20 protein-coding genes are annotated in these 25,889 nt (G+C 60.5%); 11 read left to right on the top strand and 9 right to left on the bottom strand.

What is annotated here, in order from left to right; translation table 11 throughout:
• Window positions 1-22: 22 nt before the first annotated feature.
• Window positions 23-886, bottom strand: coding sequence for a shikimate dehydrogenase (locus AB4N84_RS24365; RefSeq protein WP_460043584.1), 864 nt, complete (start codon window positions 884-886; stop codon window positions 23-25).
• Window positions 887-1,129: 243 nt separating this feature from the next.
• Between AB4N84_RS24365 and AB4N84_RS24370 the strand changes: the two genes are divergently transcribed.
• From AB4N84_RS24370 to AB4N84_RS24385, 4 genes are all read left to right on the top strand, one after another.
• Window positions 1,130-2,524, top strand: coding sequence for a DHA2 family efflux MFS transporter permease subunit (locus AB4N84_RS24370; RefSeq protein ID WP_460043585.1), 1,395 nt, complete (start codon window positions 1,130-1,132; stop codon window positions 2,522-2,524).
• A 134-nt stretch (window positions 2,525-2,658) separates the two neighbouring features.
• A complete protein-coding gene (locus tag AB4N84_RS24375; RefSeq protein WP_460043586.1) occupies window positions 2,659-3,426 on the top strand; it encodes an SDR family NAD(P)-dependent oxidoreductase in 768 nt (255 codons plus the stop codon).
• 42 nt (window positions 3,427-3,468) lie between these two features.
• On the top strand, window positions 3,469-4,650 hold the full coding sequence (locus tag AB4N84_RS24380; protein ID WP_460047123.1) for an acetyl-CoA C-acyltransferase: 1,182 nt from the start codon (window positions 3,469-3,471) through the stop codon (window positions 4,648-4,650).
• 92 nt (window positions 4,651-4,742) lie between these two features.
• The gene (locus tag AB4N84_RS24385; protein WP_460043587.1) at window positions 4,743-5,516 is read left to right on the top strand and encodes an enoyl-CoA hydratase; all 774 of its coding nucleotides are present in this window, start codon (window positions 4,743-4,745) and stop codon (window positions 5,514-5,516) included.
• Between the two features lie 41 nt (window positions 5,517-5,557).
• Here the strand turns inward: AB4N84_RS24385 and AB4N84_RS24390 are convergent, their stop codons facing one another.
• Window positions 5,558-7,480: a type VI secretion system Vgr family protein gene (locus tag AB4N84_RS24390; RefSeq protein WP_460043588.1), complete on the bottom strand. Its 1,923-nt coding sequence runs from the start codon at window positions 7,478-7,480 to the stop codon at window positions 5,558-5,560.
• Window positions 7,481-7,828: 348 nt separating this feature from the next.
• Between AB4N84_RS24390 and AB4N84_RS24395 the strand changes: the two genes are divergently transcribed.
• A complete protein-coding gene (locus AB4N84_RS24395; protein WP_460043590.1) occupies window positions 7,829-8,530 on the top strand; it encodes a YebC/PmpR family DNA-binding transcriptional regulator in 702 nt (233 codons plus the stop codon).
• Window positions 8,531-8,680: 150 nt separating this feature from the next.
• Here the strand turns inward: AB4N84_RS24395 and AB4N84_RS24400 are convergent, their stop codons facing one another.
• Window positions 8,681-9,967: a leucine-rich repeat-containing protein kinase family protein gene (locus AB4N84_RS24400; protein ID WP_460043591.1), complete on the bottom strand. Its 1,287-nt coding sequence runs from the start codon at window positions 9,965-9,967 to the stop codon at window positions 8,681-8,683.
• A gap of 59 nt (window positions 9,968-10,026) precedes the next feature.
• On the bottom strand, window positions 10,027-10,575 hold the full coding sequence (locus tag AB4N84_RS24405; protein WP_074751204.1) for a TetR/AcrR family transcriptional regulator: 549 nt from the start codon (window positions 10,573-10,575) through the stop codon (window positions 10,027-10,029).
• A gap of 106 nt (window positions 10,576-10,681) precedes the next feature.
• On the opposite strand from AB4N84_RS24405, the gene AB4N84_RS24410 reads away from it, so the two are divergent.
• From AB4N84_RS24410 to AB4N84_RS24420, 3 genes are all read left to right on the top strand, one after another.
• Window positions 10,682-11,887, top strand: coding sequence for an MFS transporter (locus tag AB4N84_RS24410; RefSeq protein WP_460043592.1), 1,206 nt, complete (start codon window positions 10,682-10,684; stop codon window positions 11,885-11,887).
• Between the two features lie 107 nt (window positions 11,888-11,994).
• Window positions 11,995-13,896 carry a propionyl-CoA synthetase gene (locus AB4N84_RS24415; RefSeq protein WP_460043593.1) on the top strand — a complete coding sequence of 634 codons (1,902 nt, stop codon included), beginning with the start codon at window positions 11,995-11,997 and terminating at the stop codon, window positions 13,894-13,896.
• A gap of 128 nt (window positions 13,897-14,024) precedes the next feature.
• Complete coding sequence (locus AB4N84_RS24420; RefSeq protein WP_460043594.1) at window positions 14,025-15,623, top strand: lactate dehydrogenase; 1,599 nt, start codon at window positions 14,025-14,027, stop codon at window positions 15,621-15,623.
• A 581-nt stretch (window positions 15,624-16,204) separates the two neighbouring features.
• On the opposite strand, the gene AB4N84_RS24425 is transcribed toward AB4N84_RS24420, so the two are convergent.
• Window positions 16,205-16,963 carry an anti-sigma factor family protein gene (locus tag AB4N84_RS24425; RefSeq protein ID WP_460043596.1) on the bottom strand — a complete coding sequence of 253 codons (759 nt, stop codon included), beginning with the start codon at window positions 16,961-16,963 and terminating at the stop codon, window positions 16,205-16,207.
• Complete coding sequence (locus AB4N84_RS24430; RefSeq protein WP_460043598.1) at window positions 16,960-17,472, bottom strand: RNA polymerase sigma factor; 513 nt, start codon at window positions 17,470-17,472, stop codon at window positions 16,960-16,962. Before AB4N84_RS24430 ends, AB4N84_RS24425 begins: the two co-directional genes overlap by 4 nt.
• A 188-nt stretch (window positions 17,473-17,660) precedes the next feature.
• Here AB4N84_RS24430 and AB4N84_RS24435 point away from each other — a divergent pair, with 188 nt between their 5' ends.
• A complete protein-coding gene (locus AB4N84_RS24435) occupies window positions 17,661-18,746 on the top strand; it encodes a catalase family peroxidase (RefSeq protein WP_460043600.1) in 1,086 nt (361 codons plus the stop codon).
• Window positions 18,743-19,279, top strand: a complete 537-nt coding sequence (locus AB4N84_RS24440; RefSeq protein WP_074751192.1) for a cytochrome b — start codon at window positions 18,743-18,745, stop codon at window positions 19,277-19,279. The genes AB4N84_RS24435 and AB4N84_RS24440 overlap by 4 nt, the downstream gene beginning before the upstream one ends.
• 101 nt (window positions 19,280-19,380) lie before the next feature.
• Here AB4N84_RS24440 and AB4N84_RS24445 read toward each other — a convergent pair whose 3' ends face one another.
• The 3 genes from AB4N84_RS24445 to AB4N84_RS24455 all read right to left on the bottom strand — a co-directional run bounded on the left by AB4N84_RS24445 (window position 19,381) and on the right by AB4N84_RS24455 (window position 22,170).
• Complete coding sequence (locus tag AB4N84_RS24445) at window positions 19,381-20,523, bottom strand: M14 family metallopeptidase (protein WP_460043602.1); 1,143 nt, start codon at window positions 20,521-20,523, stop codon at window positions 19,381-19,383.
• Between the two features lie 166 nt (window positions 20,524-20,689).
• On the bottom strand, window positions 20,690-21,229 hold the full coding sequence (locus tag AB4N84_RS24450; protein WP_460043603.1) for a FecR/PupR family sigma factor regulator: 540 nt from the start codon (window positions 21,227-21,229) through the stop codon (window positions 20,690-20,692).
• Window positions 21,230-21,702: 473 nt separating this feature from the next.
• Window positions 21,703-22,170 (bottom strand): Lrp/AsnC family transcriptional regulator, encoded by a 468-nt coding sequence (locus tag AB4N84_RS24455; protein ID WP_074751186.1) that lies wholly within the window; start codon window positions 22,168-22,170, stop codon window positions 21,703-21,705.
• Between the two features lie 224 nt (window positions 22,171-22,394).
• Here AB4N84_RS24455 and AB4N84_RS24460 point away from each other — a divergent pair, with 224 nt between their 5' ends.
• On the top strand, window positions 22,395-25,880 hold the full coding sequence (locus tag AB4N84_RS24460; protein WP_460043604.1) for an indolepyruvate ferredoxin oxidoreductase family protein: 3,486 nt from the start codon (window positions 22,395-22,397) through the stop codon (window positions 25,878-25,880).
• Window positions 25,881-25,889: the final 9 nt, after the last annotated feature.

The raw sequence follows: 25,889 nt of genomic DNA on the forward strand, positions 1-25,889 counted from the left end.
GGGGCGCGACGCTGCGGCGGGGTCAGGCGTCAAGCGAGCGAAAAGCCGTTTGCATGCGACCCACGTCGGCGGTCTGGCCGGTGAACAACTCGAACGCCTTGACCGCCTGAAACACGGCCATGGCGCTTCCGTCCAGCGTGCGGCAACCCAGGCGTCGAGCGTAAGCCAGCAGCTCGGTTTCCAGCGGGAAATAGATGATCTCCGCGACCCATTGTTCTGCGCGCAGCCATTGCAGCGGCAGTGGCGTGCCCGGTAGCTTGGCCATGCCGACGGGTGTCGTGTTGACCAGGCCATCGGCCTGCGCCATGGCGCTGGGCAGGTCATGCCCGACGCGTGCGCACCCGGCACCAAAATGCGCGGTGAGGTTATCGACCAGGCTTTGCGCGCGTTCGGGGTCCACATCGAAGAGGCGCAATTGTCCAACGCCTTCACTCAACAGTGCATGAGCAACGGCTGCCCCGGCGCCACCCGCGCCCATTTGCACGACGCAGTCCCGTTCGACGTCACCTAACCCGCGCCGAAACCCCTCGGCAAATCCTGAGCAGTCCGTGTTGTGGCCGATCCGCTGGCCGTCGCGGAACACCACGGTGTTCACCGCGCCGATGCAGCGCGCTTCGTCCGACAAGGCGTCGAGCAATGGTAAGACCGCCTGCTTGCACGGGAACGTTATGTTGAGCCCGGTGAAGCCGCTGCGCTGAGCCCCGGTCAACAGTTCGGGCAAGGCCGTGATGTCCAGTCCGAGTGCGTCCAGATCGATAAGCCGGTACAGATAACGCATGCCTTGCGCATCGCCTTCGCATTCGTGCAGCGACGGCGTGCGCGACGCCTGGATACCAGCCCCGATGAGGCCTGCGAGGATGGAAGGGTGTTTAGCGTTCGGGGTCATGACAGTCCGCTCTTGTTATTGGCTGTGCGTCAGAAGACGCGTGCGTACGCGAAATGTACCAGATAGTTACTTTTGCAGAAGTGCTGAACAGTCCCATGCACAGCAATGCGTTCGATAATCGCCCAATACCGATTCGTGACGGTCTGAGGTGATGTCGATCTAAGGTCATTTCGGTCTGCGCGAAAGCCGGCGAAGCAGATACTCTAAGGCGCCGCCTGCCTTCGCTATTCGAGGACCGTATTGATGTCTCAACGCCAATCGACGCTGATCGCTCTGCTGGTGGCGGTCACGTTTTTCATGGAAAACCTCGACGCCACCGTCATCGCCACCGCGTTGCCGGAAATGGCCAGGACCTTTGGCGTAGCGGCGGTGGACCTCAATATCGGCATGAGCGCCTACATGCTCGCCATTGCCGCATTCATCCCGATCAGTGGGTGGCTGGCCGACCGCTTCGGGTCCCGACGGGTGTTTGGTGGTGCGATCGTGTTGTTTACGGTGTCGTCGCTGCTGTGCGGCATCAGCACCGGACTGGAAAGCTTCGTCGCGGCGCGCGTGTTGCAGGGCATCAGTGGCGCCATGATGGTGCCAGTTGGACGCCTCGCGGTAATGCGCGCGACCGAAAAGAAGGACCTGGTGCGGGTCATTTCACTCATTACCTGGCCGGGTCTGGTGGCGCCCGTGCTGGGTCCGCCGCTGGGCGGTTTCATCGTGACCCATGCGTCCTGGCCATGGATCTTTTACCTGAACCTGCCGCTGGGCGTGCTTGCCTTGATCGCCACGTGGGTGCTGATTCCCCGGCGCAACGAGGTCAGCCAGCGCACCTTCGATGTCGGTGGTTTTGTGTTGTTGGGCGTCGCCTGTACGGCCTTGCTGTACGGTATGGAAATGCTCGGCCAAGGACGTTCCAGCCAATGGCCGGGACTGCTCGTGACCGCGTTGGGCCTAACCAGCGGCGCTTTGGCGTGGGCCCATATGCGCAAGCGCGAACAGCCGCTGATGAACGTCTCGGTGATCGGCATCCGCACGTTCAGCGTCAGCCTGTTCGGCGGCTCGCTGTTTCGCATCGCCATCAGCACGTTGCCGTTTCTGTTGCCCCTGATGTTTCAACTCGGGTTTGGCCTGTCGGCCTTTGATTCCGGCCTGCTGGTGCTGGGCGTGTTCGCGGGTAACCTGGCGATGAAGCCGTTTACCACGGCGATCATGCAGCGTTGGGGATTCCGGCCCGTGCTGATGATCAACGGCGTGATCGGCGTGTTGGCCATCGCCGCCTGCGCGCTGCTCGATCAACACATGGGTTGGCCGTTGATCCTGCTGATCCTGTTCGTGGGCGGGCTGTCGCGGTCCATGCAGTTCACCGCGTTCAACACCTTGGGGTTTGCCGACGTGCCCAAAGCACAGATGAGCGACGCCTCGACGATGTTCAGCATGTTCTTTCAGCTGAGCATGGGCTTGGGCGTCGCGATTGCCGCACTGTTGCTGCGCGGCGCGATGTACCTGCACGGGAACGAAGGGCAGGCGCACACGCCGGATTTCCAACTGACCTTTATCGGGGTGGCGATAATTGCGCTGTTGGCATTGCTGGACAACCGGCGTTTGTCGGCACAGTCCGGCGCTGCGGTACTGCAGCGCAAGGCATAGCGCGGCACGGACGACTGTCTAAAAGCACCACCGCCGTTGCGCGCTTTGACTATTGCCCATCGGGGCGACAGAGCGGAGTATTTCCCTGCTCCGGCTAAAAACCAAAATAAAAACAGTGTAGGGAAGACACCATCATGCAGATCGAAGGCAAGGTATTTCTGGTCAGCGGCGGCGCATCCGGCTTGGGCGCGGCCTCGGCACAGATGCTGATCGACGCAGGCGCCAGGGTCATGCTGGTCGACATCAACGCCCAGGCGCTCGACAGCCAGATCCAGAAACTGGGTGCCAATGCGCGCGCCAGTGTCACCGACATTACTCAGGAAAGCGCCGCCAAAGCGGCGGTCGATAACGCTATGGCTGAATTCGGTCAGGTCAACGGCCTGATCAATTGCGCCGGCATCGTCGGTGCGGAAAAAATCCTCGGCAAGGCAGGCCCTCACGGTCTCGACAGTTTCAGCCGTGTCATCAACGTCAACCTCATCGGTAGCTTCAATCTCTTGCGCCTCACGGCGGCAGCCATTGCCGAAGGCACTCCTGACGAGGGCGCAGAACGCGGCGTTATCATCAATACCGCGTCGGTGGCGGCCTACGACGGGCAGATCGGCCAGGCAGCGTACGCGGCCTCCAAAGGCGCCATCGCCAGCCTGACACTGCCCGCCGCGCGGGAACTGGCGCGGTTTGGCATCCGGGTCATGACCATCGCGCCCGGTATTTTTGAAACCCCGATGATGGCGGGCATGACCCCACAAGTGCGTGAAAGCCTGTCGGCCGGTGTTCCATTCCCGCCACGACTGGGTCGGCCGGATGAATACGCTGCGCTCGCCCGTCACATCATCGAAAACAGCATGCTCAATGGCGAGGTGATCCGTCTTGACGGCGCCCTGCGGATGGCGGCGCGCTAATCGAGGAGATATCCCATGTCACTGAACAAACGCCAGACGCTGATCGAAGACCCGGTGGTCATCGTCAGTGCCGTTCGTACGCCCATGGGCGGTTTCCAGGGTGATTTGAAGAGCCTCACCGCGCCGCAGCTGGGTTCGGCCGCGATCCGCGCGGCGGTCGAGCGGGCCGGGATCGGCGCAGCGGACGTCGAGCAGGTGCTCTTCGGTTGCGTGTTGCCCGCAGGGCTGGGACAGGCACCGGCCAGGCAAGCGGCATTGGGCGCGGGCCTGGGCAACGGAACGCTGTGTACGACACTGAACAAGATGTGCGGGTCCGGGATGCAGGCCGCAATCATGGCCCATGACCTGTTGCTCGCGGGCAGCGCCGACGTGGTGGTCGCAGGCGGCATGGAAAGCATGTCCAACGCGCCGTATCTATTGGACAAAGCCCGAAGCGGCTACCGCATGGGCCACGGCCAGATTATCGATCACATGTTTTTCGACGGCCTCGAAGACGCCTATGAGCGTGGACGGCTGATGGGCACCTTCGCCGAAGCGTGCGCGTCGTTCGAAGGGTTCAGCCGCCAGGCGCAGGATGCGTTTGCCGTCGCGTCGTTGACGCGCGCTCAGGACGCCATGAAGCAGGGCCGCTTTGAGGCGGAGATCGTTCCCGTCCAGGTCACGGTCGGCAAAGAGCAGAAGACCATCAGCCAGGATGAGCAGCCGCCCAAGGCACGACTCGACAAGATTCCTGAACTGAAGCCGGCCTTCCGCGAAGGCGGCACCGTCACTGCCGCCAACTCCAGTTCGATTTCCGATGGCGCAGCGGCGTTGACCCTGATGCGCCAGTCTGAAGCCACGCGCCGGGGCTTGAAGCCGTTGGCGGTGATCCGTGGACATTCCGGTTACGCGAACCAGCCGGGACTGTTTCCGACGGCGCCGATCGGGGCCATTGAAGCGCTCATGAGCAAAACCGGATGGTCATTGGGGGAGATTGATCTGTTCGAGATCAACGAAGCCTTCGCCGTGGTGGCGTTGGTCACCATGAGCAAACTTGAGTTGCCCCACGAAAAGGTCAACGTTAATGGCGGCGCCTGTGCATTGGGTCACCCCATCGGTGCGTCGGGCGCGAGGATCCTCGTGACGCTGCTTAATGCATTGAAACAGCGGGGATTGCAGCGCGGTGTTGCCGCGATTTGCATCGGCGGTGGAGAGGCCACGGCGATGGCGCTTGAAATCGTATAAAACCTTTATTTATCAATAGCTTGTAGAAGATACTTAAAGTTCGATGAGGTTTATTCGAGCTTCCGCAAAAATCATAAAGTGGATTAAGAACAATGAGTTACACAACTATCCTCAAAGAGATTCAAGGTCGGGTTGCGCTCATCACGCTTAACCGCCCTGAGGCGTTGAATGCCCTGAATTCAACATTGATCAGCGAACTTAACCATGCGCTGGACGAGCTGGAGAGCAACCGGGATATCGGCTGCATTGTCCTCACAGGTTCTGCCAAGGCATTCGCGGCGGGCGCTGATATCAAGGAAATGGCCGAGCTCAAATACCCGCAGATTTACCTCGACGACCTGTTCAGTGACAGTGACCGCGTGGCCAATCGACGCAAGCCGATCATCGCGGCCGTTGCGGGTTTTGCGCTGGGTGGGGGCTGTGAGCTGGCATTGATGTGCGACTTCATCCTGGCGGCCGACAACGCTCGGTTTGGTCAGCCTGAAATCAAGTTGGGCGTCCTGCCCGGCATGGGCGGTACTCAACGGCTGACCCGCGCGGTTGGCAAAGCGAAAGCCATGGAGATGTGCCTCACGGGACGTTTGATCGACGCCGTTGAAGCCGAACGTGCAGGGTTGGTGGCGCGCATCGTGCCGCAAGCGCAACTGCTCGAAGAGGCATTGAAGGTCGCCCAGACCATCGCCGCCAAGTCATTGCCGGTGGCGATGATGGTCAAGGAAAGCGTAAACCGCGCCTTTGAAGTCAGTCTGGCCGAAGGCATTCGCTTCGAGCGGCGGGTGTTCCACGCCGCCTTTGCCAGCGAGGATCAGAAGGAAGGCATGGCGGCGTTCATTGAAAAACGTGAGCCGACGTTCAAGCATCGCTGACGGTCAAACGGCTCTCGGCTGAGCACGGACCCAGCAACGCCCTACGAGTGACCCTGCGCCGCGTCGCTCGTCTGCGCAGTGGGCGTTAGATGAAAGCAACTGCGCAGCGTTCGGCAATGCCCTGGATGAACCAGACACAGCGGTGTGTCCGCCTGACCATAGAGGTCCAGCAGGCGCGAGAACTCGGTCGGACTCAAGCCCAGCCAGCCGTTCAGGTCGGTGGTGCCTTCGAAGAGGATGTCTTCGGGGGCAATGCGCGCCAGGTGCGCCAGATCCGGCGTCGGCATTCGCACGATGTACCACTGACAGTGCGGCAACGGACGCATCGGGGCGGCGGGCTCCACCAGTCGCAGATCGTGGGTCACTTCAATCTGCTCCTCGGACGTGGACGGGGGCGAGACATCGGTCGCAGCGAGGGGCACAAGGTGGATACCGGCTTCCGAGAGGCTGAGTGTCGCGTGCGAGCTTCGCAGGATGAGCGAGGTTTGACTGCTAACCCGCAGGTGTTGATCGGCACGCAGCTGAACGACCGAATCGGGCCTGTCACAGCCGATGCCGTCCAACAGCAGCGTTCGGGTCAACTGCGTTTCGGGTGAGGCAGCGGCGAGGGTGCTGCACACCACGGGCTGATCCGGGTCGCCGTCGAAAAACATGACGTTCAGCCGCGTACCCGCCGCAAGAAGCCCGAGGTCGTGGGTGATGCGCGCCCAGCTGTCCTCGCCGCCCTGTTTTACGTCACTGGGTTGCCAGTCGTAGCGAACCTTGACGCGACCCATCCTGTCGGCACCGTCCATGGTCTGCGTGGCAGGGTGTGCGCCCATCAGGCAGGGTTTGTCATGCTCCAGCGAGGGGCGAAACGGCATGGCCCAGGGAATTACCTGAAACGCGTTGAAATACCGGGCGAGCGCCGGCTGCTCCAGGGCTGTCTCACGCATCCGGGCTGCGCTGATGGGGGCGCAAGACTGCGCGGCGGCGACGGCATGAAGGATCTGGATGACGTTGCCGGTCGGGCAATGCTGCAGAGGGGCCAGCTGTTTGCCTGAATGCTGCACGTCCGTGATCAACCATTGGTCGTTGAGCATGGCTTCTGCCTGCCCATCGACTCGCATGACACCGCCGCTGCGCAACCACGGGTGACGACTGCTCCCCATGATTTCCCGCCGCTCACAGCGTACACGCTCCAATTGGCGGCCACTGAGCTGCTGGATTTGCCCGTGGAATACGGCTGACTCGAAGGGCATCCACAGGGGTTGGTTGTCGGCCTGGATGGGGCCGCCAGCGCCGGGAAAGGTTTGAGGGACGTAAAGCTCGCCAGCCTGGCTGCTGTAACACGTGTGCACGGACAGTTGCTCGGCCAGGTCATCGATCTCGACTGCCCGTGGCCACTCGGGGAAGCCGGCCGGGTCATCGGAAAACACCACGGTATGCCCCTGCGGGTGGTGCTCGAAGCGAAAGCTGATGCCTTCTTCCTCGCAGAGCCTGCGCAGGAGGTGCAGGTCGCTCTCGTCGTATTGCACGCAGTGCTCGCGGGTGGGGTAGACGCCAAGCAGGTGATCGAAACGGCTGTGGTCGTCCCCCAGACCATGGCTCCCCAGTATGCGGGCAATGATCTGCGGCACGGTCAAACCGTTGAACGTCCGGCGACGGACTGCGCGTTCAAGCCGCTGGATGGCGGGCATCAAGCGCAGGCGATACAGGCTGAGGGCCTGGCCCCGATAAAGAGGGTGAGCCGTGTGAATCTGCCCGTGTACACCGTGGGAATTACCCGCGATCAGGCCGAGTTGCAACCAGGCGTCGTTCTGCAGGAGGGCGGTGCAGTCGAGTCCGGGATCAGGGCTGACCACGTCGACATCAAAGCAGAAAGGGGCATTCAACCGGTCCCGACCGTTGACGCCGATGACCTGCAGATCGCTCGGGCCATTGGCGATGGCCAGGGTCATTGTCACGTGCGGGTCTTCGCGCATCGGCTGTGTCACCTTGAAAATTCGAGGTGCAGAGGGTACGAAAACAGGCAGAACAATAGGGTGACTGCAGGGCGGCTTCCAAATTTTCGGAAGCGGACTACACGCCGCGCTTGAATATCCTGAGGGAACTAGTGGCGTTTTCTCTGAAACTTATTGACCCCGGTTTGATCGACAGCAGCACGCCGGGGGTTTCATCTGTCGCCATCGCGTATAAAATGCGCCGGTCGCCATGCTCCTGCATCGGCGTGTCATCATCGGTCACCCTTTTCAGCATTGACCGTTATCGGTCCGGCGCGCCATGCCGGGCTGACCGCGACGGTCAATCGCCATCGGAACAAGAGAGCAATCATGGGCGCACAGTGGAAGGTCAAACACAAAGAAGCAGCAGCCAACGCCAAAGGGCGTATTTTCGGCAAGCTGTCCAAGGAAATCATGATTGCCGCGCGTTCCGGCGCTGATCCCGAGATGAACGCCCGGTTGCGCCTGGTCGTCGAGCAGGCGAAAAAAGCCTCGATGCCCCGTGAAACCCTCGAGCGCGCGATCAAGAAAGGCGCCGGTCTGACCGGTGAGCACGTGCATTTCGAGAAGGTGACGTACGAAGGTTTCGCACCGCACAAGGTGCCGGTGATCGTCGAATGCCTGACCGACAACGTCAACCGCACCGTCGCCGAGATCCGTGTGCTGTTTCGCAAAGGTCAGATGGGGGCTGCAGGTTCGATCACTTGGGACTTCGATCATCTGGGCATGATTGAAGCCGCCGGTGATGGCAAGGCCGACCCGGAAGAGGCCGCCATCGAGGCGGGTGCGCAGGACGTTGAGGCCGGCGATGAAGGCGTCACCCTGTTCTACACCGAGCCGACCGACCTGGACGCCGTGTGCAAGAAGCTTCCGGAATACGGTTTCACCGTCGAGTCGGCGAAGATCGGCTATCGCCCGAAAAACCCGGTGGAAGGCCTGAGCGACGAGCACATGGCAGAAGTCGAAGCGTTCCTGGAAGCGATCGACAGCCATGACGACGTGCAGAACGTGTACGTCGGGTTGGCGGGTTAATTATCGATTTGCCTCTGAAGCGTGTGGGAGCGAATTCATTCGCGAGAGGGCTTTTCAGGCGATATCACGTGTCGTTTGAAATGCTGTATCGCGAACGGCTTCTGCTCCCACAGGCTTGAATGATGGCCAGATTACTGCCCGGCTGAATCCTCAGGCCAGAAGGCATCGCTCGATTTCTGCAAAAACAGGGCGACGGCTCAGGTCGGTCTGTACACAACGCGCTTGAAGTGCGCTCAATTCGGCGGTGTGTTCAGCACCCGCATCGCAACGTGCCAATAACTCCCCGAGTAATATCCCGAAGGCCTGAACTTCGATGCGTTCGAGCCGATCGCCGGTCCGTTCGTCCGGATAAAACGCGGCAGCGCCAAAGTCGCCCAGCAAACTGTTGCCGTCTTCGTCCCAGAGGATGTTATGCGCGTACAGGTCGCCGTGGTTGATCCCGCGGGCGTGCAAGTGGCGGCACGCAGAGGCGATGCCAGCCGCCATGCGCATCAGGGTAGTCAAGGCCAGTCGCGTTCCGTTGTAGACGTCGCGGGTGCAGGACTCAAGGCTCGGCGGGCGGGCGAGGGTGCTGAAACGTGGGGAGATAAGCTTCATTACCAGCCCGTGCGCCTGCTGCGGATGACCGCAGATCTGCCCGAGCACGGGAATCAGGTTGGGGTGCTGGCCCGCAGCGATACAGGCGGCCATTTCTTTCAGCGGCGAGCCATCGCTGGTCAAGTCGCCTTTGTACAGTTTGACCGCGACATCGTGGACGGTCCCGTCTTCATCGCGCCATTCGGCCTGCTGGATCACCCCCGATGCGCCTTCGCCCAGCACGTGATGCAACGTCAACTGGTGCCATGGAATCGGGCGGATCGGTTCCTCGACATGGATGTCGCTCAGTGGATTTCCGGAAAAGGCCAGCCATGCCAGTTTGGGCATCTGCAGCAGCCACGCCGGCAGCTGGTGAAGGTCGTTGGCGGCCAGACGCACCAGTTCCAGGCGCTGGCACGCCGCCAGCGAGGCAGGAAGGCTCTGCAGGCGATTGCCCGCCAGCATCAGCTTTTGCAGGTGCGGATGGTGTCCCAATTCCTCGGGCAACGACTCGATGCAGTTGCCGGTCAGCACCAGCGAACGCAGGTGAGGGGGCAGCGAACGTGGCGACACGTCGCGAATGCGACAGGCTTTGAAACCCACGAAGAACAACTGCTGGCACTGACCCAGTGCTTCGGGCAACCGGGTGAAGAGGTTGTCGGAGCAGAACAGGATTTTCAGGTGCTTGAGTCGGTACAGGTCCGCTGGCAGCTCGCTCAACTGGTTGCCGGAGAGGTTCAGCACCTCAAGCGAATTGCTGAGGCTGAAAATGTCATCGGGAAATTCAGTGAGGCCGCAGCTGAGGTCCAGCCGCTTGATGCCCGCCAGCTTGCCGGCGCGCAGGTCTGCAAGAGTGTGCATGGAGGTAAGACACCAATGACCGAGGGCCCGCCATCATAACGATTTGCCGCGCGGGATGCTTATCCCAGACAGCGATCCAGCAATTGATGCATGCGTGCAAGGGTCGGCGCTGATTCGGCGTAGAGGATGCGATAGACCATCGGTGCGACGACCGCGTCGATCAGTTCGTCCGCATCGGGGCTACGTTCGCCGCGAGCCTGGGCACGATCAATGATGATCTGCAACTGATCGCGCACGATGTTCAGGCATTTGCCGGAGCATAGCGTCGCGCTGCTGGCGACCACGTCGCGCATCATCTCGCGACCGGGGGCCGAGTTGGTTTCCTCCAGATAGACCTCGACCCACGTGCGCAGATCGTCACGCAGGTTGCCGCAGTCTACGGGCTCATCCGGGCGCAAACGCTCCACCGCAGCGTCAGCCAGCAGGGACGTGAGGTCGCCCCAGCGACGGTAGATGGTCGAGGGTGTGACACCGGCGCGTGCTGCGATCATCGGCACGCTCAGCGCAGAGCGTTCCTGTTCTTGCAGCAGGTCGCGAACCGCTGCGTGAATCGATGTCTGCACCCGGGCACTGCGGCCGCCGGTGCGAATGCCTTCTTTGATAGCCATGGAGCGGACCTTAACACAAAGTATTTGCTTTAAGCGGATTCTGCTCGCACACTCACTAACGCTAACTCGTAGCTTTTGTGGCGTGCTTTTTGGGGAGAGTGTACCCGTGTCTGATTCTTTGCAGAACCCGCAAGTCGATGGTCGGAAGCAGGGACACCTGGGTTACCTCGCCTTTGTGATGCTGTGCTTTTTCGCCGCGTCCAGCGCGCCGACGCCGCTGTACCACGTGTATCAGCAAGCCTGGGGGTTTTCCTCCGCGTTGCTGACGCTGATTTTTGCCGTGTATGCCCTGAGTTTGCTCGGCACACTGCTGGTGTTTGGCTCGCTGTCGGACTACCTCGGGCGTCGCCCGGTGATCTTCGTCGCGTTGCTGCTGGAAAGTGTGTCGATGCTGCTGTTCATGGGCGCCGGTGATGTCGGCTGGCTGATCGCCGCGCGAATACTACAGGGCATCGCGACCGGTATCGCCACCAGTGCGCTGGGTGCCGCCATGCTCGACACCAACCCGAATCAAGGCCCCCTGATCAACAGTATCGCGCCAATGTTTGGCATGGCGCTGGGTGCGTTGGGAACCAGTGTGCTGGTCGAATTCGCGCCGATGCCGCTGTTATTGGCGTACGCGCTGCTGCTCGCGGCATTCGTGGCTCAGGCGGTGTATTTGCTGCGTGTCGGGGAAACGGTGACGCCGCAGCCGGGTGTGCTCAAGACGCTCAGGCCGACGTTGTTTGTGCCTCAGCGAGCGCGCGGGACGTTGCTGCTGGTATTGCCGGCGGACATCGCGGCGTGGGCGCTGGGCGGGTTTTTCCTGTCACTGGCGCCGTCGCTGCTGGCGGCGGCCACCGGATCAACGTCGGTGATCAACGGCGGGCTGGCGGTGGCTGCATTGACCATCAGCGGTGCGGTTTCAATTCTGAACCTGCGCTTGAGAGCGCCTCAGCTGGCGTTGCTGGTGGGTTGCAGCTTCCTGGCGGTGGGCGTGTCGGTCATTTTGCTCGCGGTGAACCTGGGCTGGCTCTGGCTGTTTTTCACCGGTGCCGTGGTGGCGGGCATTGGCTTCGGTGCGAGTTTTCTCGGCGCCTTACGTTTGTTGCTGCCGTTGGCCCACGCCCATGAGCGGGCAGGTTTGATGTCGGCCTTTCTCGCCCTCAGTTACCTGGCGTTCTGCGTGCCGTCGTTGATTGCGGGGCTTGCGGTCAAAACCGAGGGCCTGATCGTCACCACGAATGTATACGGCTCGATGGTGGTGGTGCTCGCATTGCTGGCGCTGGCGGGGCTTTTGGTACAGCGGGCGGGTAAAGCCAACGCGGCCTGACGTGCTTTATCCCGTGGGAGCGTAGCCCCTGATGGCGACCCTTCGCGCTTCTGCTAATTTCATTCCTGTGTGTCAGCCCTCATAAGAACAATCACAGGGATCCACGGATGAATGACAGTCAAGGCAGCTGCGCGAGTGCGCACTACACCGAGCATCATCGGCGTTCCATCGCCGAACCTGCGCAGTATTGGGCGGAGCAGGCGCAACAGGTGGCCTGGTTTCGCCCGCCGGAAAACGTGCTTCAAACCTTGCCCGACGGCACCCACCGCTGGTTTGCCGATGGCCAGCTCAATACCTGTTATCTGGCGCTGGATTACCAGATTGAACGGGGACGGGGCGAGCAACGAGCGCTGATTTACGATTCTCCCGTCACCGGCCAACAGGCGATCTACACCTTCAATCAGTTGCATGACGAGGTGGCTCGCCTCGCCGGCTTGCTGCGCCAGTTGGGTGTCACGAGGGGCGATGGCGTCATCATTTACATGCCGATGGTCCCGCAAGCGGCCATGGCGATGCTGGCCTGCGCGCGGATTGGCGCGGTGCATTCGGTGGTCTTCGGGGGCTTCGCGCCCCACGAGCTGGCGTTGCGGATCGACGACGTGAAGCCAAGGCTGCTGCTGACGGCGTCTTGCGGTCTGGAGTTCGACCGGGTCATTCCCTACAAACCCTTGGTGGACAAAGCCCTCGCGCTGGCTCAACACCAGCCCGAGCAGGTGCTGGTCTGGCAACGGCCGCAGGCGGTCGCGTCGCTGCACGAAGGGCGCGATCTGGACTGGGAGGTCGCGCTGCAAGGTGTTGAGGCGGTTGAGCCGGTCCCGGTGTCGAGCCTTGATCCGCTTTATATCCTCTACACCTCCGGCACGACCGGAAAACCCAAGGGCATCGTTCGAGAAAACGGTGGCCATGCCGTGGCAATGCTTTACACCATGAATCAGGTGTATGGCATGCGGGCAGGCGATGTGTGGTGGGGTATTTCCGATGTCGGTTGGGTGGTGGGGCACACGCTCATCGTCTACGGCCCGCTGATGGCCGGGTGCACGACGGTGTTCTATGAAGGCAAGCCGATTCGGACACCCGACGCCGGGGCGTACTGGCGTATCGTCGAGCAATACCGGGTGAATGCGCTGTTTTGCGCCCCGACGGCCATCCGCGCGATTCGCAAGGAAGACCCTGAAGGCCTGCTGCTGAAGGGCCGCGACCTGAGCTGTATCCGGCAGTTGTTTCTGGCGGGCGAAAAACTCGATTCCAGTACCCACCAGTGGCTGGAACGCCTGACCGGCAAACCGGTGCTTGACCACTGGTGGCAGACCGAGACCGGTTGGCCGGTCACCGCGCCGTGCCTGGGGCTTGCGGGTCATCATCCCGCGCCAGGTTCAAGTAATCGCGGCGTTCCCGGTTATGCGGTCCATGTCATGGACGAAGAAGGGCATCTGCTCAAACCCGGCGAGCAGGGTTCGATTGTGATCGCGTTGCCGCTGCCGCCAGGGTGCAGCCAGACCTTGTGGGGCGATCACGGGCGTTACCTGCAGGCGTATCTGCAGACCTTTCCCGGCTACTACAACACCGGCGACGGCGGTTATGTCGACGAGGAGGGCTTCGTTTACATCATGGGTCGTACGGACGACGTGATTAACGTGTCCGGTCATCGACTGTCGACCGGCGAAATGGAGGACCTGGTCGGCCAGCATCCGGCCGTGGCGGAAAGTGCGGTCATTGGTGTGCATGACGAGATCAAAGGACAGGTGCCACTGGCACTCGTCGTCCTCAAGGACGGGGTTCAGCAAGGCACTGAACAGGTTCAGCGCGAATTGATCGCGCGCGTTCGTGAGCACATCGGCGCATTGGCCTGTTTCAATCGAGTGGTGGTGGTCAAACGCCTGCCCAAGACCCGCTCAGGCAAAACCTTGCGCGCGGTGTTACGCAAGATTGCCGATGCCGAGCCCTACAGCATGCCGGCGACCATCGATGATCCCTCGATTCTGGCTGAAATTGCTGAAAGGCTGAGCTGAGCAAAAGTCGAGAGGAGGCATAAGGGCAGGGCGCCGTAAGGGTGCTCTGCTTTGTATCGCTAAAGTTACAATTGCGGCAGCCGACACAGGTGGTAGGACACTATGACCCACTTGAGCATGGAGCTGCCATGACAGCGATTTCTTCGGTTTCGGCCACGCAGCCGCTGGTGGTTGCCAAAGCGGTGACCAGCACACCGGCCATCAGCAACGTGGCCGACTCGATCAACATCCCGTCTTCCCCGTCATCGGTCGTGTCGTTGGGGCAAGACGCGAGTGTTATCGATGCACAGACCTATACCGCACGCGGCCAGATTGCCGACCCTGACATTGCGCCGGTCTGGGAATACACGCAGCAGGACAATGTGTCGCTGAACATGACGGGCAATTTCGGCAGTTCCTCCAGTGCCAGTCGTTTTCAGGGCTTGGGCGCATCGCTGCTCAATCAGTTGGCGCAGACCAACCAGGGCATTTCACAGTCAGTGATCCGATCGACCACCGGCCGGGCCCTCGAACCCGCTGCATTGGCGGCGGCGCAGGCGAAACTGCACAGCACCGCGGCGGACAACTCGATCAGCCTGACGCTGAAAACCGCCAGTGGGAAAACCGTGCAGCTGACCCTGACCAGTCAGGACAACGGGCTCGCGGTGCAGGCGCAGGTGAGCGGTGGTGAGCTCAGCAATGATGAACTTGCGGCGCTGGGCAAGATGGCCGACGGTTTTCAATCCGCGATCGACGGCCTGACCCAGAATCCGCCAACACTCAAACTCGACGCCCTGACCCAGTTCGACGCCAACGTATTTGCTTCGGTCGATCTGAGCACGCGCCTGAAACTCAATGATGACAGCACGCAGACCCTGGAGCTGCACGCCGACGCCGACGGGCGCTCGGTGCGCATGAGCGGCGCGGCAGGCGATCTGAACATGTCCGTCGACCTCAAGAACGCGGCGATCCTTGGCGACAGCAATCAGCAGGCCAAGGCACTCAAGAGTTACATGAACCAGATCGAAGCGGCGCGCAAACGCGGCGACGGCGATCAGCAATTGCTGTCACTGTTCGAGGACGCCTTCACGACGCTGCACAGTCACTATCCCGGGGCGCGCGCGGCGACGGCACCCGAGACCGTCAATTCAATCAAACTGACTGACACCGACCACAGCCTGCTCACCGGCCTTGCCGATTTCAGTGCGTCGGTCAGCGAGAAAAGCAAGGAAGGCAACCCGGCGCGTCCGGGCGAACTGGATTCTTTCGCGTATGACGTGTCGCAGTCGACACAATCCAAAGGCCGCGACCCGCTCAACCGCACCCTCGTGCAGGACCAGCAATCGCACCTGGTCGCCAGCTACCACAAGCCCTTGAACGCAGGCCAGAAGCTGGACCTGACGACTGACCCGAAATCGCAGAATTACCAGTATTACCAGGTCAATGATCAGGCAAGCAGCAAGACCAGCATCGGGTATGAGAAGGGCGCACTGGTTAACGCGTCGATCAGCCAGTCGGCGAGCCAGTCCACGCGCATTTCCAAATACGTGCTGGGTCACCTGGAAGAGGACAAAACCACACCGCTCAAATCCTCCAAGACGCAGAATTTGCTCGGCACACTGAATCAGGCACTGCAGCAGGACAAGCAAGCGAAGCTGGGCCGCGGCGTTTCCTGGCTGAAAGACACGCTGTCCAGCATTCAGGACAAAGTGTTGCTGCAAAGCGATCCGGCCAGGCTGAGAAGCTGACAGTTTTGGCCGGCTTGGCCTGAATCCTGCGGGCGTCAGCTTGCTAACGAATGCGGAGTGTCATTCGACTTCAATGTCGCTGACCCACCGCATTCGTCGGAATGCCGCCCAGACCAAGCTCTCGCCTACAGATGGGATTGCCCCTCGATGTGCGTATTGACTCGATCCCTGTAAGACGTCCGAGGTTACGAGGGCAGCGAACGCGGCGTGTCATTCAGCATTGATGTCGCTGTCCCACCAAATTCGTCGGAATGCCGCCCAGACCAAGCTCTCGCCTACAGATGGGATTGCCCCTCGATGTGCGCATTGACTCGATCCCTGTAAGACGTCCGAGGTTACGAGGGCAGCGAACGCGGCGTGTCATTCAGCATTGATGTCGCTGTCCCACCAAATTCGTCGGAATGCCGCCCAGACCAAGCTCTCGCCTACAGATGGGATTGCCCCTCGATGTGCGCATTGACTCGATCCCTGTAGGAGACGTCCGAGGTTACGAGGGCAGCGAATGCGGCGTGTCATTCAGCATTGATGTCGCTGACCCACCACATTCGCGAGCAACCGAGGCGTCCCAATCGAGCCCAGGCTCAAATGGGCTGCTTCAACGCCTGTCGTGCTGCCTGCGCCGCAGGGTCGTCTGCCGGGCCGACCATGGCGTAGTTGTAACCCGCGCCTGACCAGTAATCGGCCTGCAATTCGCCGTCACGGCGGGTGCCGCGTGGCAGCAGATGATTGCGCTCGGCCGGTGGCCGGATATAAAAACTCAGGGTGCGTCCCTGCTCATCCTTGTACACCACCATGGCCGCAGCGCCCTGTTCGGTGCTGGTCAAACGGCCGCTGACCGGTTTGAACCCGGCGGATTCGAGGTCCGGCAGGCGATTGGCCTGGGCAAAGTTCTTGTCCAGCCACACTTGTACGTTATTCGGTTTGCCAGTGTTCCAGTCGCTGGCCATGTTGTCGTTGACCGCAAACATCCGGTAAGCCTGGACGGCGTCTGCCATCGGGGGTGTGCCACTGGCGAGGGTCATCTCGCGGGCTTGCCAACCGCTGAGGCCACCGATGCTGACGGCAATCAGCAACACCGCTGCGGTCGCAAAATGACGGGTGCGGTTACGGCGCAGCCGCTGGCGAACATAAGCAGGGTCCAGTTCCGGGTTCATGGGGCGGTGCAGATCGCCGCTCAGACCGGCGCGCAGGTTCTGCACGTCAAGTTGCCAGGCCAGCACCTGTTTTGCCAGTTCAGGGTTGGCGGCCAGATAGGTTTCCATCGTCTGCTGATCGGCGTCGTTGAGCTGGCCGTCGACGTAGGCGTGTACATCACGTTCGCTGGGAGGCAAGGTAATCATTTCAGTATCCGCAAGGCAGGGGTGGTGATTTCGCCTTCGCTGAGCAGGCGTAAAGCCTGACGCGCGCGCGACAAGCGGGACATGACGGTGCCCACGGGGACATCGAGAATGGCCGCCACTTCGTTGTAACTCAGGCCCTCGACCGACACCCACAGCAGCAGGGCGCGTTGTTCGGGATTCAGGCGTTCGAACGCCTGCAAGGTGGTTTGCGCCACCACTGTGCGTTCCACGGAAGGTTCGAAGTGATCCTCTTTCCCACCGGTGAACAGTTCAAGCATTCGGCTGTAGCGACGCGAACGTCGATGAGCGTCCAAAAATTGCCTATAAAGAATGGAGAACAGCCAGGCGCGCAGGTCGCCCTCTGGTCGTTTGCTGGACCAGGCAGACAGGGCCTTTTCCAGCGTTGACTGCACGAGGTCATCAGCGCTGCTGTAATCACGGGTCAGCGACACCGCAAATCGACGCATTCGCGGCAGCAACTCTCGTAATTGGTCGTCGACATCATTCATGGGGGCTTCCAGATCGATCAGCGGGATCGTTTTCAGATCGTGTGACCAGACAGACGCATGCCCGTGCAGGTTATTCCACTGCCTGAAAAATAAATATTGTTCTGTGGAATAAACCCGCGCCAGACGCGTCGGACCGTACCGCTTGTCCATCTGCAATTTATAGAGGCCCAAGGCCCGGAGTGTGACTGATGATTGACCGTGAGCCACCGTATCCCCGAAAACCACCATTGGGCAACGCCGAGAAACTCGCCCGCATGGCCGGTATCGGCCTCGTGGTATTGATCGCCGCTGGCGCGTTTGCCTACGTCAATGGCAGCCTGGATCCCCAGCGCCTGACACCGGCTCGCGTCGTTAACGTGTTCGAACAGAGCAATGGCGTACACCCGGGTTATCGCCGCAACCACCCAAAAGGGGTTTGCGTCGCGGGTTACTTTGAAAGCAATGGCGCAGCGGCCGCGTTGTCCAGAGCGCAGGTCTTCGCCAGTGGTCGCACGCCGGTGATCGGCCGTCTGGCGCTGCCCACCGGCAATCCCTATTCGCCGGACAGCGCGGCACCCATTCGCAGTTTCGCCGTGCAGTTCACGCAGCCCGATGGCCAGCAATGGCGCACCGGTATGAACAGCATGCCGGTGTTTCCGGTGGGCACGCCTGAGGCCTTTGTCGATCTGTTGAAAGCCACCTCGCCCGATCCGAAGACCGGCAAGCCGGATCCCGCGAAGCCTCCGGCATTTTTCGCCGCTCACCCCGAAGCCCAACCCTTCCTGGCGTGGGTCAAGACAGCAAAACCGTCGGCGAGCTTTGTGACCGAAACCTACAACAGCGTGAACGCGTTCGTGCTGGTGGACGCCGCCGGCAAGCGTCAGGCGGTGCGTTGGAGCCTGGTGCCGGAGGCCAAGGGCGATGCACCCGCGCCGGATGCCAAGGACTATCTGCAACAGGACCTGAGTCAGAAACTGGCGAGCGGTCCTCAGCGCTGGAATCTGGTGTTGACGCTGGCTAACGCTCAAGACCCGACCAACGACGCCTCGAAAGCCTGGACAGGCGATCACAAGACGGTCAATGCGGGGACTCTGGTCATTGACGGCGACAGCTCGCAGCTCGATGGCAACTGTCGGGACATCAACTTCGACCCATTGATCCTGCCCAGCGGCATAGAAGGCTCCGACGATCCCTTGCTGGCCGCACGCTCGGCGGCGTACGCGTCTTCGTACATGCGTCGCACCAGTGAAGTCGATCAGTTGAAAGCAGCGCCCGCACAGGAGAAACAGCCATGAGTACGCCCACTTCCCATTTCGCGCCTCTGGCCCGTGCGCTTCACTGGTTGATGGCGGTGATGGTCATCGCGATGCTGTTCATCGGCGCTGGCATGGTCGCCTCAATCTCTGAGCGGCACGAATGGTTGTTGAACCTGCATAAGCCGCTGGGCATTGCGATCCTCGTGTTGGTCATCGTGCGATTGATCGTGCGTTTCAGCACACAGACGCCGCCGTTGCCAGCGGATCTGCCGGGTTGGCAGGCGCTCGCGGCCAAGCTATCGCACTATCTGCTGTACGCCTTGATGCTGGCGATGCCGTTGATTGGCTGGGCGATGATTTCCGCGGCAGGGGATCCGGTGATGCTCGGCAGTTCAGTGCGCCTGCCGTCAATTGTCGCCGCGCACGCAGAAACCTTCGCGTTCTTGCGCAAGGCGCATCGGTATCTGGCGTATCTGTTTTTCCTGACCATCCTCATGCATCTGGCGGCGGCACTGTTTCATGGATGGGTCAGAAGGGACGAGGTGCTGGACAGCATGCTGCGGGGGAAATAGCAGAAGGGGTTGCGGTGGGTCTGGACGTCAATCGTCATTGACTCACCGCATACGCTGCAGACTATCGGCGTTGAACCAGCCGATCAGGTTTTACCTATTGATCAGCGCAGCACCGACACCATCTGCCCCAACGTCGTCAGGACATCGTGCGCCAGTTGCATGGAGCGCTTGCCCGACCAGCCGGTGAGGGCGTCCGGTGCGTCGTCGTTATCCTTGAACGGCATTTCCAGCGTCAATGCCAGGCATTTGTAACGCTCGCCGACGCTGTTGCACGCCAGATTCATATTGGCCTGGCCCGGTGCCGCTTTCGGGTAGCCGTAGCGGGTCTGGAAATCCTGGGTCATGCCGCTCAATCGGGCGCGGAAGTCAGTTTCCAGTTCCTTTTGTTTATCGGTGTACCCAGGGTTGCCTTCGCACGCCGCCGTGAACACGTAAGGAATTTCCTCGTCGCCGTGCACGTCGAGAAACATGTCCACGCCGTATTTCTCCATCTGCTCCTTGACGAAGAACACCTCGGGGCTCAACTCCGGCGTGGAGTCCTGCCAGGCACGGTTGAGGTCCTTGCCTTGTGCGTTGGTGCGCAGGTGGCCGTGGAACGAACCGTCCGGGTTCATGTGCGGCACCAGATAGAGGTCGGCCGAGGCGAGGAGCGCTTGCAACTCGGCATCGTTGGCTTGCAGGCGCTCGATCACGCCTTCCATGAACCATTCGGCCATGTGCTCGCCGGGATGTTGCTGCGCGATGACCCAGATCTTGCGTTTGCCCTGCGCACCGTCACCTTTGCGCAGCAGTGGAATGTCTCGACCTTCGACGCTTTTCCCCATGGCCAGCAATTCGGTCCCGGCCTTGTTAAGCGCTCGATCGATCAGCCAGTCATGCCGTTCGCGGCTGTAGGGTTCGAAATAGGCGAACCAGATCTGTGGGTGTTTAGGCGACAGGCTGAAGTTCAGTGCCTTGCCGTCAAAGCTGCTGGGCACGCGGAACCAGGTTTTCTGATCGTAAGACGCCGCGGCGTTATAACCGGTCCACGCGCGGTTGTAGCTGGATTCACTGGCGTTGTTCAGGCTGAACGCGTGTGGCTGCCCAGGCTGCATGCCATCGACCTTGAAGTGGAACCATTGAAAATGCGGGCTTCGGGTATCGGGGCGGATAGCCAGTTGCACGTTCTGTGGGTTGCTCGCGTCGAGCACGACAATGTTGCCGCTGTCGAAATCAGAGGTGATGGAAAGGGCGGTCTGAGTCACGGAGAAGTCCTGCGTACGTTAATGCCAACTCGAGGCCATCGGGCGGCAGTCGCGGGCAAACCCGACGGCCGCGCTGGGCTGTTATGACAGGTACTTTACACGGATCAGGTGTGCGGACAGCGACAGATTGTTCTGTCTTTGGGCCATGCTCAGCGGGCGTAGGTCTTCAGGTAAAGGCTTCGGCCGTCACCAGCACGCTGCACAGAAAAGCCGTCAGCAAAAGCCAGCCCAGATAGACCCGACGTTTGCGACGGTGCCAGCCGTTGGCACCCAGAATGGCTGCCGGGGCTTGGAGGCGACACCAGAGTCGCTCGGTCTCCTGGAATGCGCGGAGGTGGTTTGCATCGGCGTCGAGCCAGTGGCGGAACTCAATACGCTGACTTGCCGTGGCCTGAGGGCTTTGCAAATGAACGTACCAGCGGTGTGCTTGCAGGTTGATCGCATCCATCGCCTGCGAGTCCACAAGACCCTCATTGCATTGGTCGAGAAGACGGACCATGCAACGTTCGACGGCCTTGACCTCGAGTTCGAGTAACTGCGCGATATCGGCGTAGCTCATCTGGTCGAGGCGGCTGAGCAAAAAGACTTGTTGAGTTCTGCGTGGCAGCTTCTGGATGCGACGGCAGTATCCGTCGGTTTCCTGGCTGACAGGTTCGTCGGGTTGGCGCATCGAAAGCGAGAACAGAGAAGTGAGCTGATTCGTCATGGCATGTTCACTCGCGAGTCATCCGTGTGGTCCTTTGAGGAAGGAGTGGGGGCATCCTCCATGATGCCGCTCGATGTTAGTGCTTGTGAGATTCATTCTCAATTATTAAGTGGGTCTTGCGATGTTTTTTACCAAATGTGTCACATTTGACCGCGCAGCGTGCCCTACGCTCATTCTGTTTTGGTATGATGCGCGCCATCATCAAGTCTCGAACACGGGACACCCTCTTCATTAGCCTGAAGACGCAACACCCGACCGAACCAGACCCTTCAAGGGCAAGAAAAAAAGACCCGGCAAAAAGCCGGGTCAAAAACCGTGATTAGCCTGATGAGGAGATAATCCGGAAGCCGACCTAAGGCTTCTGGGTTACCCACCGGTCTCGCGACCGGTTGCGCTCAATAATAATCATTATCATTCGCACGTCAAATGTTATTTCGCATTCTCGCGAAGTTTTTCTGTTCGCCTGCGATTCCCTAGTCAATCGGCAACTCGGTTGTGCGCTTGACCACGCTCATGGCGATGTTCGAGTGCGCCTCCTGAACGTGTGGGCTCTGCAACAGGTGATCGCGCAGAAAACGCTCGTAGCTGGCGATGTCCTGCACCACCACCTTGAGCATGAAATCCATGTCGCCCGCCATGGTGTAGCACTCCAGTACCTCGGGGTAACCGATGATTGCCCCTTCGAACTCGGTCAGATAACGCCGACCATGCCCGGACAATTTCACGTCGACGAACACTGTCATCGTTAACCCGAGTTTGGCCGGGTTGAGCAGGGCGACCTTGCGCTCGATCACGCCTTCCTCCTCCAGACGGTTGATCCGGCGCCAGCACGGCGACTGCGACAACTCCACCCGCTCGGCAATCTCGGCGGCGGAGAGGTCGGCATCATGTTGCAGCAGGCGAAGAATTTTGCGATCGATGGGGCTGAGTTTGACCTGCATGAATTGACCCTTTTTTATTCTTTAAATGAAACAGGCATGCAGGATATGAGCAGATTTCGGCCAATTTAGAAAGAAAAAGCCTGCGCGGCACAGGCAGTATTTGGCGTGTGAGCGTCGGGTTGAACCGTCCCGACGACCGAGCACCTGGCCCTTGGCTCACAAGGCCGCTGATGCCATTGCTCGCCACATTCAAAACGCACTAATAAAAACAAAGGAGTGCCTGAATGTCTTTGGCTGATATTCGTCTGGATGATAAATACCGACTCGCAACCGGCAATCTGTACCTGACCGGAACCCAGGCGTTGACCCGTCTGCCCATGCTGCAAAAGCAACGTGATGAGGCCCGCGGTTTGAACACCGCAGGGTTCATTTCCGGATACCGCGGCTCGCCGCTGGGGAATCTGGACAAAAGCCTGTGGGACGCGAAGGATTATCTTCAGCAAAACGCCATTCACTTCCAGCCCGGCGTCAACGAAGAACTGGCCGCCACTGCGGTGTGGGGCAGCCAGCAGGTCAATCTGTTCCCCCATGGCAAGTACGACGGCGTGTTCGCGCTCTGGTACGGAAAGGGCCCGGGTGTCGACCGCTGTGGTGACGTGTTCAAGCACGGTAACTCGGCCGGCGTGGCGGAAAATGGCGGGGTGCTGATCCTCGCGGGCGACGATCACGGTTGCAAATCGTCAACCATCGCCCACCAGAGCGAGCATGCGTTTATCGCCTCGATGATTCCGGTGCTCAACCCCAGCAACGTTCAGGAGATTCTCGACTACGGCATCATCGGCTGGGAGCTTTCACGCTACAGCGGGTGCTGGGTGGCGATGAAAACCATCGCTGAAAACGTTGATTCTTCTGCCGTGGTGGAAGTTGATCCGCTGCGCATCCAGACCCGTATCCCTGACGACTTCCAGTTGCCCAAAGACGGTTTGCACATCCGCTGGCCAGACCCGCCGCTGGCGCAGGAAGCCCGCCTGAACACCTACAAGATTTATGCAGCCCGCGCCTTCGCCCGCGCCAATCATTTGAACAAAGTGGTAATTGATTCGCCGCAGCCGCGTCTGGGCATCATTACCACGGGCAAGTCCTACCTGGACGTTCGTCAGGCACTGGAAGAGTTGGGCATCGACGAGGCGCTGTGTGCCTCGGTCGGCATTCGGGTACTCAAGGTCGGCATGAGCTGGCCGCTGGAGCCGGTGTCGGTGCATGACTTCGCCGAAGGGCTCGACGAGATTCTGGTTGTCGAAGAAAAACGCAGCGTGATCGAAGACCAACTGACCGGTCAGTTGTACAACTGGCCCGTGGATCAGCGGCCGCGCGTGGTGGGCGAATTCGACGAAGAAGGGCGCTCACTGCTACCAAACCTGGCTGAATTGACTCCGGCGATGATTGCCCGTGTCATCGCCAAACGGCTCGCGCCGATCTACAGCAGCCCAAAAATTGAAGCGCGCCTGCAGTTTCTGCAAGACAAGGAAAAAGCGTTGGCCGCGCCGTTGTTCAAAACCCAGCGCACACCGCATTTCTGCTCGGGTTGCCCGCACAACACCTCCACCAAGGTCCCCGAAGGCAGCCGCGCACTGGCGGGCATTGGCTGCCATTACATGACCATCTGGATGGACCGCGAAACCGACACCTTTACCCAGATGGGCGGTGAGGGCGTAACCTGGATCGGTCAGGCGCCGTTCACTGAAACCCCGCACGTGTTCCAGAACCTGGGCGATGGCACCTATTTTCATTCGGGGCATCTGGCACTGCGTGCGGCGGTGGCTTCCAAGGTCAACATCACCTACAAGATTCTCTACAACGACGCCGTGGCCATGACCGGCGGCCAACCGATCGATGGCGTGCTGCGCGTCGATCAGCTCAGCCGTCAGGTGTTCAACGAAGGCGTGCAGCGCATTGCGCTGGTGTCGGACGATCCGGACAAATACCCGAGCCGTGAACAGTTCGCGCCGATCACCACCTTTCACCATCGCCGCGACCTGGACAGCGTGCAGCGGGAGTTGCGCGAATTCAAAGGGGTTTCGGTGATCATTTACGACCAGACCTGCGCGACCGAGAAACGTCGTCGTCGCAAGCGTGGCACGATGCTGGACCTGGACAAGCGCGCCATCATCAACCCTGCCGTCTGCGAAGGCTGTGGCGATTGCGGTGCGAAGTCGGGTTGTCTGTCGATTCTGCCGAAGGAAACCGCCGAAGGGCGCAAGCGCGAGATCGATCAGAGCGCATGTAACAAGGATTTCAGCTGCGTGGAAGGCTTTTGCCCAAGCTTCGTAACGGTCCATGGTGGCAAGTTGCGCAAGCCACAACTGCCCAAGCAGGCGCAGGCGTTTGCCGAGCTCCCTGAGCCGACGCTGCCGAGCCTCGATCAGCCGTTCAACATCCTGTTGCCGGGTGTCGGCGGCACGGGCGTCACCACCGTGGGTGCGATGCTCGGTTACGCGGCTAACCTGGAAGGCAAGGGCTGCAGCGTGCTCGACCAGGCCGGCCTGGCGCAGAAATTCGGGCCCGTGGTCAGTCATATCCGTATCGCGGCGCGGCAGGAAGACCTGTTCGCCGTGCGTATCGCCGCCGGTGAAGCCAATCTGTTGCTCGGGTGCGATCTGCTGGTGTCGTCGGGGCCTGATGCGATTGTCAAACTCAACAGCGCCAAGTCCTACGCGGTGGTCAACAGTCAGCAGACGCCGACGGCCGAATTCACCCGCAACCCGGACGCCGAATTCCCGGCCGACGCCATGATGCAGACCATCATCGAAGCCGTGGGTGAAGGGAAAACCCATTTTGTTCAGGCAACGGATCTGGCCACCAAACTGATGGGCGACAGCATCGCCAGCAACCTGTTCATGCTGGGGTATGCGTTCCAGCTGGGTCTGATTCCGCTGACCTCTGCGGCCATTGAAAAAGCCATCGAGCTGAACGGTGTGGCGGTCAATTTGAACCAGCAGGCGTTCCTGTGGGGCCGTCGTGCCGCGTTCGATCTGCCCGCAGTGCAGTCGGCGGCCAACCCGGACGTTGCGCCGGTTCAGGCGCCGGAAGCGTTGAGTCTGGACGAGCGCCTGGCCAATCACGCGAAGACCTTGGGCGACTACCAGAACCGTGCCTATGGGGAGCGCTATCTGGCGTTGGTCCACAAGGTGCGTGACACCGAAGCGCGGTTGTTCCCGGGTGAGCCTCCTGTGCTGACCGAAGCCGTTGCGTTCAATTACTTCAAACTGTTGGCCTACAAAGACGAATACGAAGTCGCACGGCTTTACAGCAATGGCGAGTTCACGCGGCAATTGCAGGCGCAATTCGAAGGCGACTACCGGCTGGAGTTTCATCTGGCACCGTCGTGGCTTGCCAAACGCGACCCCAACAGCGGGGCGCCGCGCAAGCGCAGCTTCGGGCCCTGGATGTTGAAAGCGTTCGAGGTGCTGGCGACGTTCAAATTCCTGCGGGGCACCGCGTTTGATCCGTTCGGTCGCAGCCTGGAGCGTCGTCAGGAGCGGGAATTGATCGACCACTATGTGAGCGACGTTGAATTGATTCTGACGCATTTGAATGCCGGGAATCGCCACACGGCGTTGAGCCTGGCGCGTCTGCCCGAGCGTATTCGTGGGTATGGTCACGTCAAGGAGGCCGCGATGAAAGCAGCGGCGTTGCAGGCTGCGCGGATGCGTCAAAGCCTGATCAGCGGGGAAGTGGAGTTGCCGAAGCTGTTTGAAGTCGCGGCATAAGGAATCAGG

Source organism: Pseudomonas sp. S2_H01 (assembly GCF_054668305.1).

Excerpts from the sequence above, each read along its gene's own strand:
- AB4N84_RS24365 (WP_460043584.1), bottom strand. The coding sequence starts at position 886 with ATGACCCCGAACGCTAAACACCCTTCCATCCTCGCAGGCCTCATCGGG.
- AB4N84_RS24370 (WP_460043585.1), top strand. The coding sequence starts at position 1,130 with ATGTCTCAACGCCAATCGACGCTGATCGCTCTGCTGGTGGCGGTCACG.
- AB4N84_RS24375 (WP_460043586.1), top strand. The coding sequence starts at position 2,659 with ATGCAGATCGAAGGCAAGGTATTTCTGGTCAGCGGCGGCGCATCCGGC.
- AB4N84_RS24385 (WP_460043587.1), top strand. The coding sequence starts at position 4,743 with ATGAGTTACACAACTATCCTCAAAGAGATTCAAGGTCGGGTTGCGCTC.
- AB4N84_RS24390 (WP_460043588.1), bottom strand. The coding sequence starts at position 7,480 with ATGCGCGAAGACCCGCACGTGACAATGACCCTGGCCATCGCCAATGGC.
- AB4N84_RS24395 (WP_460043590.1), top strand. The coding sequence starts at position 7,829 with ATGGGCGCACAGTGGAAGGTCAAACACAAAGAAGCAGCAGCCAACGCC.
- AB4N84_RS24400 (WP_460043591.1), bottom strand. The coding sequence starts at position 9,967 with ATGCACACTCTTGCAGACCTGCGCGCCGGCAAGCTGGCGGGCATCAAG.
- AB4N84_RS24405 (WP_074751204.1), bottom strand. The coding sequence starts at position 10,575 with ATGGCTATCAAAGAAGGCATTCGCACCGGCGGCCGCAGTGCCCGGGTG.
- AB4N84_RS24415 (WP_460043593.1), top strand. The coding sequence starts at position 11,995 with ATGAATGACAGTCAAGGCAGCTGCGCGAGTGCGCACTACACCGAGCAT.
- AB4N84_RS24420 (WP_460043594.1), top strand. The coding sequence starts at position 14,025 with ATGACAGCGATTTCTTCGGTTTCGGCCACGCAGCCGCTGGTGGTTGCC.
- AB4N84_RS24425 (WP_460043596.1), bottom strand. The coding sequence starts at position 16,963 with ATGATTACCTTGCCTCCCAGCGAACGTGATGTACACGCCTACGTCGAC.
- AB4N84_RS24430 (WP_460043598.1), bottom strand. The coding sequence starts at position 17,472 with ATGAATGATGTCGACGACCAATTACGAGAGTTGCTGCCGCGAATGCGT.
- AB4N84_RS24435 (WP_460043600.1), top strand. The coding sequence starts at position 17,661 with ATGATTGACCGTGAGCCACCGTATCCCCGAAAACCACCATTGGGCAAC.
- AB4N84_RS24440 (WP_074751192.1), top strand. The coding sequence starts at position 18,743 with ATGAGTACGCCCACTTCCCATTTCGCGCCTCTGGCCCGTGCGCTTCAC.
- AB4N84_RS24450 (WP_460043603.1), bottom strand. The coding sequence starts at position 21,229 with ATGACGAATCAGCTCACTTCTCTGTTCTCGCTTTCGATGCGCCAACCC.
- AB4N84_RS24455 (WP_074751186.1), bottom strand. The coding sequence starts at position 22,170 with ATGCAGGTCAAACTCAGCCCCATCGATCGCAAAATTCTTCGCCTGCTG.
- AB4N84_RS24460 (WP_460043604.1), top strand. The coding sequence starts at position 22,395 with ATGTCTTTGGCTGATATTCGTCTGGATGATAAATACCGACTCGCAACC.